At 68.7% G+C, this 13,006-nt stretch carries 15 protein-coding genes; 9 read left to right on the forward strand and 6 right to left on the reverse strand.

What is annotated here, in order from left to right:
- Positions 1–4 precede the first annotated feature (4 nt).
- A complete protein-coding gene (locus C6I20_RS06125; protein WP_118395151.1) occupies positions 5–490 on the reverse strand; it encodes a DUF2231 domain-containing protein in 486 nt (161 codons plus the stop codon).
- Between the two features lie 142 nt (positions 491–632).
- Between C6I20_RS06125 and C6I20_RS06130 the strand changes: the two genes are divergently transcribed.
- Positions 633–1,286: a thymidine kinase gene (locus C6I20_RS06130; protein ID WP_118395152.1), complete on the forward strand. Its 654-nt coding sequence runs from the start codon at positions 633–635 to the stop codon at positions 1,284–1,286.
- Between the two features lie 31 nt (positions 1,287–1,317).
- On the opposite strand, the gene sepH is transcribed toward C6I20_RS06130, so the two are convergent.
- The gene (sepH, locus tag C6I20_RS06135) at positions 1,318–2,286 is read right to left on the reverse strand and encodes a septation protein SepH (RefSeq protein ID WP_118395153.1); all 969 of its coding nucleotides are present in this window, start codon (positions 2,284–2,286) and stop codon (positions 1,318–1,320) included.
- 119 nt (positions 2,287–2,405) lie between these two features.
- Between sepH and C6I20_RS06140 the strand changes: the two genes are divergently transcribed.
- Positions 2,406–3,026 (forward strand): trimeric intracellular cation channel family protein, encoded by a 621-nt coding sequence (locus C6I20_RS06140; protein WP_118395154.1) that lies wholly within the window; start codon positions 2,406–2,408, stop codon positions 3,024–3,026.
- A gap of 12 nt (positions 3,027–3,038) precedes the next feature.
- On the opposite strand, the gene C6I20_RS06145 is transcribed toward C6I20_RS06140, so the two are convergent.
- Both C6I20_RS06145 and C6I20_RS06150 read right to left on the reverse strand, forming a co-directional pair.
- Positions 3,039–6,431, reverse strand: a complete 3,393-nt coding sequence (locus C6I20_RS06145; RefSeq protein ID WP_118395155.1) for a bifunctional proline dehydrogenase/L-glutamate gamma-semialdehyde dehydrogenase — start codon at positions 6,429–6,431, stop codon at positions 3,039–3,041.
- Between the two features lie 36 nt (positions 6,432–6,467).
- Positions 6,468–7,652 carry an MFS transporter gene (locus tag C6I20_RS06150; RefSeq protein WP_118395156.1) on the reverse strand — a complete coding sequence of 395 codons (1,185 nt, stop codon included), beginning with the start codon at positions 7,650–7,652 and terminating at the stop codon, positions 6,468–6,470.
- 52 nt (positions 7,653–7,704) lie between these two features.
- Between C6I20_RS06150 and C6I20_RS06155 the strand changes: the two genes are divergently transcribed.
- The 3 genes from C6I20_RS06155 to C6I20_RS06165 all read left to right on the forward strand — a co-directional run bounded on the left by C6I20_RS06155 (position 7,705) and on the right by C6I20_RS06165 (position 9,896).
- Positions 7,705–8,745: a ferrochelatase gene (locus C6I20_RS06155; RefSeq protein ID WP_118395157.1), complete on the forward strand. Its 1,041-nt coding sequence runs from the start codon at positions 7,705–7,707 to the stop codon at positions 8,743–8,745.
- Positions 8,742–9,533, forward strand: coding sequence for an inositol monophosphatase family protein (locus C6I20_RS06160; RefSeq protein ID WP_118398650.1), 792 nt, complete (start codon positions 8,742–8,744; stop codon positions 9,531–9,533). The genes C6I20_RS06155 and C6I20_RS06160 overlap by 4 nt, the downstream gene beginning before the upstream one ends.
- A 63-nt stretch (positions 9,534–9,596) precedes the next feature.
- Positions 9,597–9,896 (forward strand): DUF4193 domain-containing protein, encoded by a 300-nt coding sequence (locus C6I20_RS06165; RefSeq protein ID WP_118395158.1) that lies wholly within the window; start codon positions 9,597–9,599, stop codon positions 9,894–9,896.
- On the opposite strand, the gene C6I20_RS06170 is transcribed toward C6I20_RS06165, so the two are convergent.
- Together C6I20_RS06170 and C6I20_RS06175 are read right to left on the reverse strand one after the other, a co-directional pair.
- A complete protein-coding gene (locus C6I20_RS06170; protein WP_118395159.1) occupies positions 9,871–10,326 on the reverse strand; it encodes a DUF4235 domain-containing protein in 456 nt (151 codons plus the stop codon). The two genes, C6I20_RS06165 and C6I20_RS06170, sit on opposite strands and share 26 nt — an antisense overlap.
- Positions 10,301–10,813 carry a DUF3093 domain-containing protein gene (locus C6I20_RS06175; RefSeq protein WP_118395160.1) on the reverse strand — a complete coding sequence of 171 codons (513 nt, stop codon included), beginning with the start codon at positions 10,811–10,813 and terminating at the stop codon, positions 10,301–10,303. The genes C6I20_RS06170 and C6I20_RS06175 overlap by 26 nt, the downstream gene beginning before the upstream one ends.
- Positions 10,814–10,867: 54 nt before the next feature.
- Here C6I20_RS06175 and dut point away from each other — a divergent pair, with 54 nt between their 5' ends.
- From dut to C6I20_RS06195, 4 genes are read left to right on the forward strand one after another with little or no spacing between them, the layout of a single operon-like run.
- Entirely contained in the window at positions 10,868–11,335 is a 468-nt protein-coding gene (gene dut, locus C6I20_RS06180) for a dUTP diphosphatase (protein ID WP_118395161.1), read from the forward strand.
- Positions 11,335–11,976, forward strand: coding sequence for a DUF3710 domain-containing protein (locus C6I20_RS06185; RefSeq protein WP_118395162.1), 642 nt, complete (start codon positions 11,335–11,337; stop codon positions 11,974–11,976). Before dut ends, C6I20_RS06185 begins: the two co-directional genes overlap by 1 nt.
- A gap of 9 nt (positions 11,977–11,985) precedes the next feature.
- The gene (locus C6I20_RS06190; protein ID WP_118395163.1) at positions 11,986–12,336 is read left to right on the forward strand and encodes an OB-fold nucleic acid binding domain-containing protein; all 351 of its coding nucleotides are present in this window, start codon (positions 11,986–11,988) and stop codon (positions 12,334–12,336) included.
- Entirely contained in the window at positions 12,333–13,004 is a 672-nt protein-coding gene (locus tag C6I20_RS06195; protein WP_118395164.1) for a DUF3159 domain-containing protein, read from the forward strand. The genes C6I20_RS06190 and C6I20_RS06195 overlap by 4 nt, the downstream gene beginning before the upstream one ends.
- Positions 13,005–13,006 lie beyond the last annotated feature (2 nt).

The following is a 13,006-nucleotide window of genomic DNA, read 5'->3' on the forward strand; positions in this document are numbered from 1 at the left end:
GCGATCAGTCGGACGGTGGTGCCGCGCTCATCGAGGTGTCGGCCCACGCAGCCTCGGCGCCGCTGTGTCCGATGCGGGCCACCTGGACGGCGGTGCCCGCCGCGGCTGCGATCGCGAGCACCGCGACGGCCATCGTGAAGGCCCGGCGCACACTGCCCTCGCGCGCCGAGCGCCAGTACAGGGCGTATCCGATCGAAGCCACGACCGTCAGGCCGATCATCCACGGGAGCAGACCGTCTGCCAGGTGTGTGTGCTCACGCAGCTGTGCGGAGCGCTCCACGTGTCGCTCCAGTGTCTCGCCGGTCGACGTGGAGAGCGGCACCAGGATCAGGCCCACGAGGCTCGTCGCGACCGGCAGCGGACCGGCCCACTGCCGGAAGCGCGGCCAGAGCGCGGCCAGTAGGACCACGACGGCGGCGGTGGGGATGATGACCACGGTCGCGTGCACGATCAGCGGGTGCAGGGGCAGGCCGTAGAAGTCGTTGGGCATCGGGCTCCGATCAGAACGGGCTCCTACGCGGATTCGCGCAGGAGGCTCGAGCCTGAGACTAGGTTCGCCAACCTGACTGCCACCTGATCGGCCGTCGCCGGGGGAGCGCACCGACAAGAACGGCCTCGACTAGCCTTGTGCGGTGGCTGATCTGAACTTCTACTCCGGCACGATGGACTGCGGCAAGAGCACCCTGGCGCTGCAGATGGACCACAACCACCGCGCGCGTGGACGCGTGGGGCTGGTGTTCACATCGCACGACCGCGCGGGCACCGCGACGCTCTCGAGTCGGCTCGGCCTGGCGGTCCCGGCGATCGAGGTGGACGACGCGTTCAGCTTCTGGCAGCACACCGTCGACCAGCTGACCCAGGGCGGGCGCATCGACTACTTCGTGTGCGACGAGGCACAGTTCTACACCGTCGAGCAGGTCGACCAGCTCGCCAAGATCACCGACGAGCTGTCGATCGACGTCTTTGCCTTCGGTATCCTCACGGACTTCCGCACGCAGCTGTTCCCCGGCTCCCTGCGCCTGGTCGAGCTGGCCGACCACGTGCACACCCTCCAGGTCGAGGCGTTGTGCTGGTGTGGCGAACGGGCCACGCACAACGCGCGGACCGAGGACGGGGTCATGGTGACCGAGGGCGATGTCATCGTGGTCGGCGACGTTGAGGAGATCGGCCGGCCGACGCCGACGGTCGGCTACGAGGTGCTGTGCCGACGTCACCATCGGCGCAGGATGACCGTTGCGACGGCCAAGGCCGCCGCGATGTCGCCGGACGTCCTGCCGTTCGGCTGAGCCGAACGCGCTCAGTCGCGCTCAGTCGCGCTCAGTCGTTCTTGTCGCCGAACATGATCTCGTCCCAGCTCGGGACGCGACGGCGTTCGTGTCGCTTCTTGCGTGGGCCCATCGTGTCGGGCACCGCGACGTCGTGCTCGAGGGAGTCCTCGAAGTCGTCCGCCTCGTGCTCGACCTCCGTAGTGGTCTCGGAGTCCTCGGTCTCCTCGGCGTCGCCGATCGCGAGCTGCTCGAGCGCTTTGCGGTCTCGCGCGGCCTTGAGTGACGAGACGCCGGTCCGCACCTCGGGCTCGGCCTCGGGCTCCGCCTCGTGGAGCGTGTCGAGGACCTCGGCGGGTGTGGTCGGCCGTGCAGCTTCCGGCTCGGCGCGACGCTCGGAGCGCACGGCATCAGCGATCGCCATGTCGGCCGAGTCCGGCAGCGCCACATCGCCGACCAGGTCGTGCGCGAACTCGTCCGCGGGCACGACGTAGCGACTCTTGACGTCGAACAGGAAGGTGGCTGGATACTTGGCGGCATGGGGAGTCACCAGCACGGTCCAGCGGCCGTCCTCGCGACGCCAGGAGTCCCACGTGGCCGACTCGGGCACGCCGCCGTCAGCGAGAATGTTCTCGGAGACCAGGGTGCCGAGCAGGACGCCTGCCCCGCCGACGTGCTTGCGCCGGATCGAAGTCTTGCGGGCCTGCTCGCACATGAACTCGCGCTCGGCGAGGACCGGGCCGGCGAATCCGTTGATCTGCTCGACCGGCACGCCGGCCGAATCGGCAACCGACTGGGGCGACTCGCCGCGGCGGATGCGGGTCTGGATGTCGCGCGGGCTGAGAGAGCTTTCCATGCGGATCTCCAACTGGCCGGAGGTGTTCCCAGAGTGGGACGGCTTGCCGATCAGGGAAGTGAGGCGGTGATCAGCGGGGATGCGGAACTTCTCACCGGTGGCACTGTCGTGCGCGATGAGGAACCGTCTGTCCTCGCTCAGTCGGTCCAGACCGAGATCACGCATGTCATCGCCTCCAATGTGATGCCGGCTCCGCGTGGGCGTTCACCCGAAGCGTGTTCTCATCCTAGGCGGGCGAGCCCCGAACCTGCGGTGACGCGCCGACACCCGATAGCGTCGTCGCCGTGTCCGACACCCTTCTTCTGGTCCTCGATCTGGCCGGCATCGCAGTATTCGCCTCCACCGGCGCCCTGGTCGGGGTGCGCAAGGAGCTCGATGTGTTCGGGGTCATAGTCCTCGCGCTCATCACGGGCCTCGGCGGAGGCGTGCTGCGGGACGTGATGATCGGGGCCGTCCCGCCGGCGGCTCTCGACGACTGGCGCTACCTGGTGGTGCCGGCAGTCACGGCGATCGCGGTGTTCGTGTTCCATCCGACGTTCGGCCGGATGGAGCGGCAGATCCTGGTGCTCGATGCGGTCGGTCTGGCGCTGTTCTGCGTGACGGGCGCGGTCAAGGCAGACGCGGCCGGACTCGGAGTGCTGGCCGCCGCAGCCCTTGGGATGCTGACCGGCATCGGAGGCGGCATGATGCGTGACGTCGCAGCCGGCCGCGTGCCGGTGATCTTCGGCGGTGAGCTGTACGCCACCCCGGCCTTTGCGGGTGCACTGATCGCGACGCTCGTGCACCACCTCGAGCTCAATGAGTGGTGGTACGCGTTGGCCTTCGTCGTGTGCCTGGGCTGGCGGCTGCTGGCACTCAAGCGAGGCTGGACCGCGCCGCTGCCTCCCGGAATGGCACACGGTTGAACCGTTCGACGCTCAGTGCGGGCGGGGGAGGACCTGCTCGAACTCGGCGTCGTGGTTGCCGAACCGGTGGTTCGTGATCGAGATGGCCTGCTCCTGCAGGAACGGCAGCGCCTCGACCCGTCCCGAGGGCGTGACCTGCCCGCTGTAGATGGCCACATCAGGATCGCCGTCGACCGCATTGGCGACCTCACGCGGATCGGGCCCGATCAGGCGCAGCCGGGCCGGGCGGTTGGCCGAGACGTCCGCGAGCCACTCCTGGTGCGTCTGGACCGTGGCGTGGGGCGCGAGGCCGTCCGGCAGGGCGCTGCGTGAGCTGACCGTGATCGGGGCGTCGGTACGCGCAGCGACCAGCAGGACACGGACGAGCTCGGGCAGGAAGCCCTCGAACCGGATCGAGACCGGCACTGGCACGTAGCGGAAGACATTCCGCTCGACACCGAGCTTGGAGACGTCCTTCAGCACGCCGTACTCCCGCGTCCAGGCCGTCTGGTCAGAGCCGGCAGCTGCGATGAGCGCGCGGTGCTCCGCGGCGGTGACGTGACGTTCGCAGGCGTCGAGGATCTTGCTCACCGCAGGTGAGAGATCGGGGATCTCGGTCGGCCTGAGGGGGCGTGGACGCCACGTGCCCAGGTGAGTCAGGTAGTTGGGTCCGCCAGCCTTGGCCGTGGTGCCGACCGAGGATCGCTTCCAGCCGCCGAACGGCTGCCGCTGCACAATCGCGCCGGTGATGCCGCGGTTGACGTAGAGGTTGCCGGCCTGCACCTTGCTGATCCAGCTGTTGACCTCGTGCGGGTCGAGCGAGTGGATGCCCGCCGTCAGCCCGTAGTGGGTGGCGTTCTGCCACTCGATGGCCTGGTCGAGTGAGCGGGCACTCATGATGCCGAGGATCGGCCCGAAATACTCCGTCGTGTGGAACCGGCTGCCGGGACGAACTCCGGTGCGGACCCCGGGCGACCAGAGCCGGGAGTCGGAACCGAGCTGCTGCGGCGCGATGAGCCACTCCTCGTGATCACCGAGCGTCGTGAGGCCCTCGGCGAGCTTGCCGAGCGGCGGCTCGATGATCGGGCCCATCGTGACCTCGGGGTCCTCGGGGAAGCCGACCTTGAGCGAGGACACTGCGTCGACGAGCTGCCGGTGGAACCGCTCGGAGTCCGCGACGGAGCCGACAAGGATCGCCAGGCTCGCGGCCGAACACTTCTGACCCGCGTGGCCGAAGGCACTGCGGACGATGTCGGCGACGGCGAGGTCGATGTCAGCGCTGGGCGTCACGATGATGGCGTTCTTGCCACTTGTTTCGGCGAGCAGAGGCAGGTCGGGGCGCCACGAGCGGAACAGGTTGGCCGTCTCCCAACCGCCGGTCAGGATGACCCGGTCGACGTCGGAGTGCGCGATGAGGGTCTTGCTGAGCGGACCTTCGTCGATCGTGGCGTAGCGGAGGACGTCCCGAGGAACACCCGCCTGCCAGAGCGCCTCGACCATCACGGCCGCGCAACGGCGGGTCTGCGGAGCGGCCTTGATGATGACTCCGCTGCCGGCGGCGAGAGCGGCGAGCACGGAGCCGGCCGGGATCGCGACCGGGAAGTTCCACGGGGGCGTCACGACGGTGAGGGTGTCCGGGACGAACTCTGCCCCGTCGACCGCGTCGAGACGGCGGGCGGCCTCGGCGTAGTAGTGCGCGAAGTCGATCGCCTCGCTGACCTCGACATCACCCTCGGCGATCGTCTTGCCGGCTTCGGCTGCCATGACCGAGGCGAGATCGCCGCGACGGGCGCCGAGCGCGTTGCCAGCCTGGTGCAGGATCCAGGCCCGGACCTCCGAGCCCCGGGCCTGCCACTCGCGGGCGGCCTTGCGGGTGTCCTGCACGACGCTCTCGAGGCTGGCCGGCCCCGGGATCTTGTTGTTGCGGACCGTCTCGGCACCGAGCTGGGTGTACGACGAGCGGGACAGGACCAACCGGCCCCATTCGCGGTTGCCGGCGGTCGAGGGATCGGTGTCGGGGGTGTTGGCGAACGACCCTGAGCGCACGGGCGCGATCTCGGTCAGTCGGTTCTGTACACGGTGCGGCGCGGGGACTTCGTCGTCGAGGTCGTCGACGGCAGCGAAGAACCGCCGGATCTCGCGATTCAGCAGATCGGGCTCGTCTGCGAGCTCGAACGCCGCGGACATGAAATTGTCGCTGCTGGCGTTCTCCTCGAGGCGTCGTACGAGGTAGGAGATCGCGACGTCGAACTCGTCCGGGTGGACGACCGGCGTGTAGAGCAGCAGCTGTCCGATGTCGCCGCGCACGGCGTCGACCGGCCCGCTGTCCATCCCGAGCAGCATCTCGAAGTCCACGCCGTCGCGCACACCGCGATCGCCCGCGAGCAGCCAGGCGTACGCGATGTCGAACAGGTTCTGGCCGGCAACGCCGATCCGCACCGCGTCGGTGCGCTCGGTCGTCAGCGCCCAGTCGAGCACGCGCTTGTAGTTGGTGTCGGTCTCCTGCTTGCTGCCCCACGTCGCGAGTGGCCACCCGTGGACCGTGGCATCGACGCGTTCCATCGCGAGGTTGGCGCCCTTGACGACGCGCACCTTGATCGCGGCGCCGCCGTTGGCGCGCCGTGTGGTCGCCCACCCCTGCAGGTTCTGCATCGCACCGAGGGCGTCGGGGAGGTAGGCCTGCAGCACGATGCCGGCCTCGAGATCGGGGAACGACTCCAGGATCGTGGTGAACACCGCCACCGTGAGATCCAGGTCGTGGTACTCCTCCATGTCGAGGTTGATGAAGGTCGGCTCTCCGCTGGACGCCCGTTCATACAAGGGGGTGAGCTGCTTGACGACCCGAGCCACCGACTCGTCGAACGCCCACATCGAGAGCTGGCTGGCGACCGAGGAGACCTTGACCGACACGTAGTCGACGTCATCGCGCTCGAGGAGCTCCATCGTGCCGTCCCGGCGCCGGGCGGCCTCACCCTCGCCGAGGACCGCCTCGCCGAGCAGGTTGAGGTTGAGCCGGTCGCCGCCTGATCGCAGACGCTTGATCGTGCGACCGAGCTGCTTGGGCCGGGCGTCGACGACGAGGTGCCCGACCATCCGGCGCAACGTCCGGCGGGCGATCGCCACCACGGTGCCGGGAAGGACCACGGCGACGACTGCTCCGAGCTTGAGCAGAAGCCGCTGGCTCAGCGGCAGGAACGATGGCGTGTGCAGGGCGAGCGTACGCAGGTTGCGAGCGGCGACCCGGTGGTCGTCCGGACGGACGACACGGTCGACGAAGCCGATCGTGAACTCGAGCCCTTGGGGATCCTTCAACAGCATCGCCAGTCGTGCGGCGGCGGCATCGGTGTGCCGGCCCTGGGTACGTGTGGGAGCGATCCAGCGCCGCACGAGTTCGACGCTGCGCTCGGCCAAGGTGAGTTCGGTCATGTCGTGCCCAAGGTTAGTGCCACTTCGGCTCGAAGTTCACCTTGCGGCACGGTCTGTCTTCTTGCCGATCGTCCAGGCCACGACGGCGCCTGCGAGTCCCGCCACCAGGGGAACCAGGAACCCCGCCGCGGCGCCGTGCCCGTCGACGACCCATCCGGCGACCGCGGCGCCCGGCGCGACCCCGACGGCCATGCCCGTGCCGGTCCACGTCAGGGCCTCGGTGAGTCGAGACGGGGGCACCCCCAGCTCGATCAGGTTGACCATCGAGATCAGCGCAGGGGAGATCATGGCGCCGGCGAAGAACAATCCGGCGGCAAGCCACAGCGAGCTCGGGAGGAATCCGAGGGGGGCGAACAGCAGAGCCAGCACCAGCACGGCGATCCTGAATCGGCGCAGGGGGTTGCGGGTCTCGGGGAGAGCCCCGACCACGACGCCGGCCAGCAGGCTCCCGGCGGCCCAGACCGCGAGCACGGCCCCGGCGGCACCGGGGCGACCCTCCTCCTTCGTGAAAGCCACCACGATGACCTCGGTCGATCCGAAGAGGACACCCAGACCCACCGAGACTGCGACCAGCGGACCCAGCAGGCCCCAGCCGATGGGGATCCGTGGGGCCCCGGTCTGCTCGATACGCGGGGGAGCGGTGCCCCGCTGCAGCGCAAGCGCCCACGACCCCAGTGTCGCCGCCGCGCCGGCGAAGATCAGACCTGAGACGTCGGCGACCTGCAGGGTCAGGAAGGTCACCAGCACCGGCCCGACGACGAACACGACCTCGTCGATGACGGCCTCGATCGAGAACGCGGTGTTGAGCTGGCTGCGGTCGGAGACCGCGTGGGTCCACCGGGCGCGCACCATGCTGCCGGTCTGCGGGGTCGCGACGCCTGCGACGGCCGCGCACAGGTGAGGTAGCGGCGACGACCAGTCGAGGTCGATCGCGAGGATCGTCAGAGCGATCCCCACGGCGTAGAGGGCACCGACTGCCCACAGCACTCGGGACTGACCCAGACGATCGGCCAGACGGCCCTGCAGCGGTCCGAGAGCGGCGGCCGCCAGCACGTACGCCGCTGCCACGACGCCCGCTCGGCCGTACGAACCGGTGCGCTCCGACACCAGCAGCACGATGCCCAGCCCGGCCATCGACAACGGCAGGCGGGACCACAGGGCTGTGAATGAGAACAGCGCGGCGCCCGGGCGCGACAGCACAGCGCGATACGTCGTGATCATCCATGGCCTCCCAGCCTGAGCACCTTATCGACCTCGGTGAGAGAATGGAGCCATGGATGCCAGACCCTTCGACGCCCTGCTGCTCGTGTCGTTCGGGGGGCCGGAACATCCCGACGACGTCGTCCCGTTCCTCGAGAACGTGACCGCCGGACGCGGCATCCCGCGGGAGCGCCTCGAGGAGGTGGGCCAGCACTACTTCCTGTTCGGTGGCAAGTCGCCCATCAACGAGCTCAACCTCGAGCTGCTCGACGCGATGCGCAAGGATTTTGCCGACCATGGCGTGGACCTGCCGATCTACTGGGGCAACCGCAACTGGGACCCCTACCTGCGTGACGCGGCCCGTCAGATGGCCGCCGACGGCATCAAACGGGCGGCTTGCTTTGTGACCAGCGCCTACTCGTCCTACTCCGGCTGCCGGCAGTACCGCGAGGACCTCCACGACGCGGTCAGCGGACTCGACATCCAGCTCAGCCGGCTGCGCCACTACTTCAACCACCCGGGGTTCGTCGGTCCGTTCACCGAGGCCACCGCCGAGGCGCTCGCATCGGCGCCCGACGGTGCGCACGTGGTCTTCGTGACGCACTCGATCCCGGAGTCGATGAACGCGGCCAGCGGCGGGCCGGGGCGAGAGATGTACGTCCGGCAGCACCGGAGCGCTGCGGCGGCGGTTGCCGAGGGTGCCGGGGCGCAGAACTGGTCGCTGGCGTTCTGCTCGCGATCGGGATCGCCGCACGTGCCGTGGCTCGAGCCCGACATCAACGACCACCTGCGCGAGCTGCACGAGTCCGGCGTCTCCTCCGTCATCGTCGTGCCGATCGGGTTCATCTCCGACCACATGGAGGTCATCTACGACCTCGACACGGAGGCCAAGATGACCGCCGACGGCCTCGGGCTCCGCTACGACCGCGTCGACACTCCCGGCGCCCACCCGGACTTCGTCGCGATGGTGCGCGATCTGCTGCTCGAACGTGCCGCGATCGAGCGCGGTGAGGGGTTCGAGCGATGCTCGGTGGGCGACCTCGGACCTTCGCACGACGTGTGCCCGACGGACTGCTGCCTCAACCCGCGCTCGCCGCTGCCGACGATCTCATGAGCGAGTCGCTGCTGAGCCTGGCTCGGACGGTGGGTCGCGAGGCTGCCGCCTTCGTCGCGGATCGGCGTCCCGCGGGACGCGTCGACGTCGCGGCGACCAAGTCAAGCCCGACCGATGTCGTCACCGAGATCGACGAGGCCTGCGAGCGACTGATCCGCGAGCGCATCTTCGCAGCGCGACCCGATGACGGCTTCGTCGGCGAGGAGGGCAACGACGTGGCCGGCTCCTCGGGAGTCGAGTGGGTCGTCGACCCGATCGACGGCACGGTCAACTTCGTCTACGGCATCCCGACGTACGGCGTCTCGATCGCTGCGCGCCGGGACGGCGAGGTCGTCGCGGGGTACGTCATCAACATCGCCTCGGGCGCCGAGTGGGGCTCGGTCCGCGGTACGGGCTCGTGGCGCTACGACGGTGACGAGCGGCGAGTGCTCTTCGCCCCGGTCCCCGAGTCGGTCGCCCACGCGCTCGTGGCGACCGGCTTCAACTATGTCCCCGAGATCCGTGCCGCCCAGGCTGCGGCGATGGCGACTTTCCTTCCGCAGGTCCGCGACATCCGCCGGATCGGCTCTGCGGCGCTCGACCTGTGCGGTCTCGCCGAGGGCCAGTTCGACGCGTACCTCGAGCAGGGGCTGAAGCCCTGGGACCTGGCGGCGGGTGGTCTGATCGCCGCCGAGGCCGGACTGGTCCTGAGCGGTCTGGACGGACCCCCGGGTGAGCGTATGGTCATGGCAGCACATCCCGCGGTCGCGGAGGAATATTTTGCCCTCGTTCGCGCTTGTGGGTTCTGACTGTGAGCGCTACTTGAAGATGTGGCACAATCACGCCGGTTGTTCCGCACAGAGGGAGATTTGATGGCTACCGACTACGACGCACCACGCAAGACCGAGGAAGAGCAGTCCGAGGACAGCATCGAGGAGCTCAAGGCGCGTCGGCACGAGAAGAACTCGGGCAAGGTCGACGAGGACGAGACCGAAGCAGCTGAATCGTTCGAGCTGCCCGGAGCCGACCTCTCCCACGAGGAGCTGGCCGTCCAGGTCGTGCCCAAGCAGCTCGACGAGTTCACCTGCTCGTCATGCTTCCTGGTGCACCACCGCAGCCAGCTTGCTTCGGAGAAGAACGGCGCGCTCATCTGCCGCGATTGCGCCTACTGACCTTTTTCTTGGTCGACGCACGTTCGGGAGCCGGGTCCGCAAGGACCGGCTCCTTTTCGTTTCCCTTGGGCACCGTGACGATCGGCTTCATGCCCGGCGGCAGGTTTCCGGTCGAGCGAACCCAGTAGGTGGCCGTGCCGCGGCGCACGGCGACCTTGACGAGCTCGATGATCGCGCCACCTACGACGGCCCAGGCCACGGCCTCGCCGGTCGTGACCTCGGGGTGGCGACCGCTGGTGGGAGGCTTCTTGCCTGTGACCGCGCGCCAGGCGATGACCGACGCGCGTTGGGCGAGCAGGCCGGCGACGATGGCCGAGCCCTTGTCCATGAGTCGCCATGCGCCCTTGCCGGGTGACTTGGTCGCGGGTGTGGCTGCTGCCTCCGCCGCAAGCTTGTCGGCGTGCTCAGACTGCTTCTTCTTCTTCGCCACGGGGCGCCTCTCGTGTGGTCTCGTGCGCCGACGGCTGTGGCGCGCTCCCAGTGTGGCCCAACGCTGCCGCCAGCGCGTCCGGGCGTCGGCTCGACACCAGCCAGTACGGTGCCGGATCGCTGGTGTCGTCGATCGGCACCAGGACACCGCGGCCGAGGTAGGGCCGGGTGGCGAGGTACGCCCGGGCGTCGGCACCGATGCCGAGCCGGTGGCGGTAGGCCTCGTGGTGCAGCGGCTCGACGGCGCCGACGTGCGCCAGGTCGATCGACGCGCGGCCGACCTGGAGCCGGTCCGGCCCGACCGAGACAAGCAGCGATCCGTAGCGCCACACGGCGTAGACATCGGCAGCCGCAACAATGAGAAAGGCCGTGATCGCGATCGGCCAGGTGGTCACGACCAGCACGACCCAACCCCAGACTGCGGCGAAGGCCAGGGCGGCCATCCACCAGGAGATGGGGGCGGTCAGGCGCTCGCGGTAGGTGGTCACAGTTCAACCTTGCCTCATGCCGCCCCACATCGGGACGCAGGTAGGGTCGCAGCCATGTTCGAGGTGACCATCACACGGCTGGATCCGGATGTCCCGCTTCCGGGGTACGCACACCCCGGTGACGCCGGCGCCGATCTCGTCACGACGATCGACGTCGAGCTCGCGCCCGGGGCCCGAGTGCTGGTGCCGACGGGGGTGGCGATCGCGCTGCCGGACGGTCTGGCCGGGTTCATCCACCCCCGGTCGGGGCTCGCGCTCCGTCACGGCCTGTCGATCGTCAACACCCCGGGCACGATCGATGCCGGTTACCGTGGAGAGATCAAGGTCCTCCTGGTCAACCACGACCCGCACACGTCAGTGACACTGTCGCGGGGTGACCGGATCGCGCAGCTCGTGATCCAGCGGGTCGAGCGGGTCTCGTTCGTCGAGGCTGACACGCTTCCCGACTCGGCGCGGGGTGCCGGGGGATACGGTTCAACCGGTGGCCATGCGGCCGCTGTGACGCAGGGGGAGACGAGCTGATGGCACTTCGACGCAAGAAGGTCCACGCGGACGACCAGGCCGAGGAGCATCACGACCCGGTCGAGACTCCGCCCGCCTTGCGCGCGAACGGCCCGTGGGATGTCTCGGAGAAGGTCCCTGGCGCCGATGAGCCATACGTCGACCTGGGACCTCTGATCGTCCGCGGGCACGACGACTACGCGATCCAGCTGCCGACCGAGGGCGACAGCGAGGACATTGGTTCGGTCGTACTCGTCACGGCCGACGCCGCCCTGGAGCTGCGTGCCTTCGCCGCGACGCGATCGGGTGGATTGTGGGACGACGTGCGCGACGACCTGATCATCGAGGTCGAGCGCCTGGGCGGCCAGAGCGAGCAGATCTCCGGACCGTTCGGGCCCGAGCTGCACATCCGGGTACCGGTCGAGCTGCCCGATGGCGAGGAGGGCTTCCAGCCCAGCCGCATCGTCGGCATCGAAGGTCCCCGCTGGTTGCTCCGCGGCACGTTCCTGGGCGACGCTGGCCTCAACCCCAGCGACGAAGGTGTCCTGATGGACGCCCTCAAGAACGTCATCGTGGCGCGCGGCGACGAGCCCCGGATCCCGCGCGAGGCTTTGTTGCTGACACTGCCCGCGGACGCGGTCATGACATCGGAGCAGGAGTAGAATTCAGGCATGGGACGTTTCAGCAGGACGCTCGAGAGGCTCTCCACCGAGAACATCGAGGCCGGGGAGCTCAAGAGCGAAGCCGTCAAGGCAGGCTGCAAGCTCATCGTCTCCCACCAAGACCGTTCGTTCGTCACGATCCACGGAGTGCTTCGCTCGGTGACGCTGCGTCCCGTCGGTGAGGTCACAGCCCTTGAGGCCGAGCTCTACGACGGCTCAGACTGTGTCACGCTGATCTGGCTCGGACGCCGCAAGATCGAGGGTGTGTCGGCCGGTCGACAGCTCAAGGCCTACGGGCGCATCGGCATGCGGACGGGCGATCGGGTCATCTACAACCCGCGCTACGAACTCGAGGCATGACCGCCCCCGACGGCCCGCCGACCACCGACGCACATGACACCGTCGAACAGCTGGTCCGTGCCCAGCTGGCCAAGGCGCTCGGTGGGCGCCGAGGCATCGTCGAGAGCGCTGTCCCGACGATCCTGTTCACGTTGTCGTGGATCATCTCGCACGACCTGCGGGCGTCGCTGGTCCTGAGCTTTGTCGTGACCGTCGGGCTCCTGGTCCTCCGCCTCGCGCAGCGCTCGACCGTGCAGTTCGTGGTCAATGCCTTGTTCGGCATCGGCATCGCTGCCCTGTTCGCATCCCGGTCCGGCGAGGCCCGTGACGTGTTCCTGCCCGGCATCCTCTACAACGGTGGCTACGCGGTCGTCTTCATCGTCTCGATCGTGGTCGGCTGGCCGTTGCTGGGATTCATGATCGGCAGCGTCATGGGCGATCCGACGGCGTGGCACGGCGACCGCGGTCTGGTGAGGCTCTGCTCGCAGCTGACCTGGATCATGGCCCTTCCATGCATCCTGCGGGTCGTCGTGCAGTACCCGCTGTACGCCACCGACCACGTCGCGCTGTTGGGTACGTCCAAGATCGTCCTGGGCTGGCCACTGCAGATTGCCTCGTTCGCGATCATGGCGTGGCTCCTGGGCCGCAATCACACGCCGATCGATCCGATCGAGCCCCAGCAGGCCTGACC

It is taken from the genome of Aeromicrobium sp. A1-2 (assembly GCF_003443875.1).
In the GTDB taxonomy this organism is placed as follows: domain Bacteria; phylum Actinomycetota; class Actinomycetes; order Propionibacteriales; family Nocardioidaceae; genus Aeromicrobium.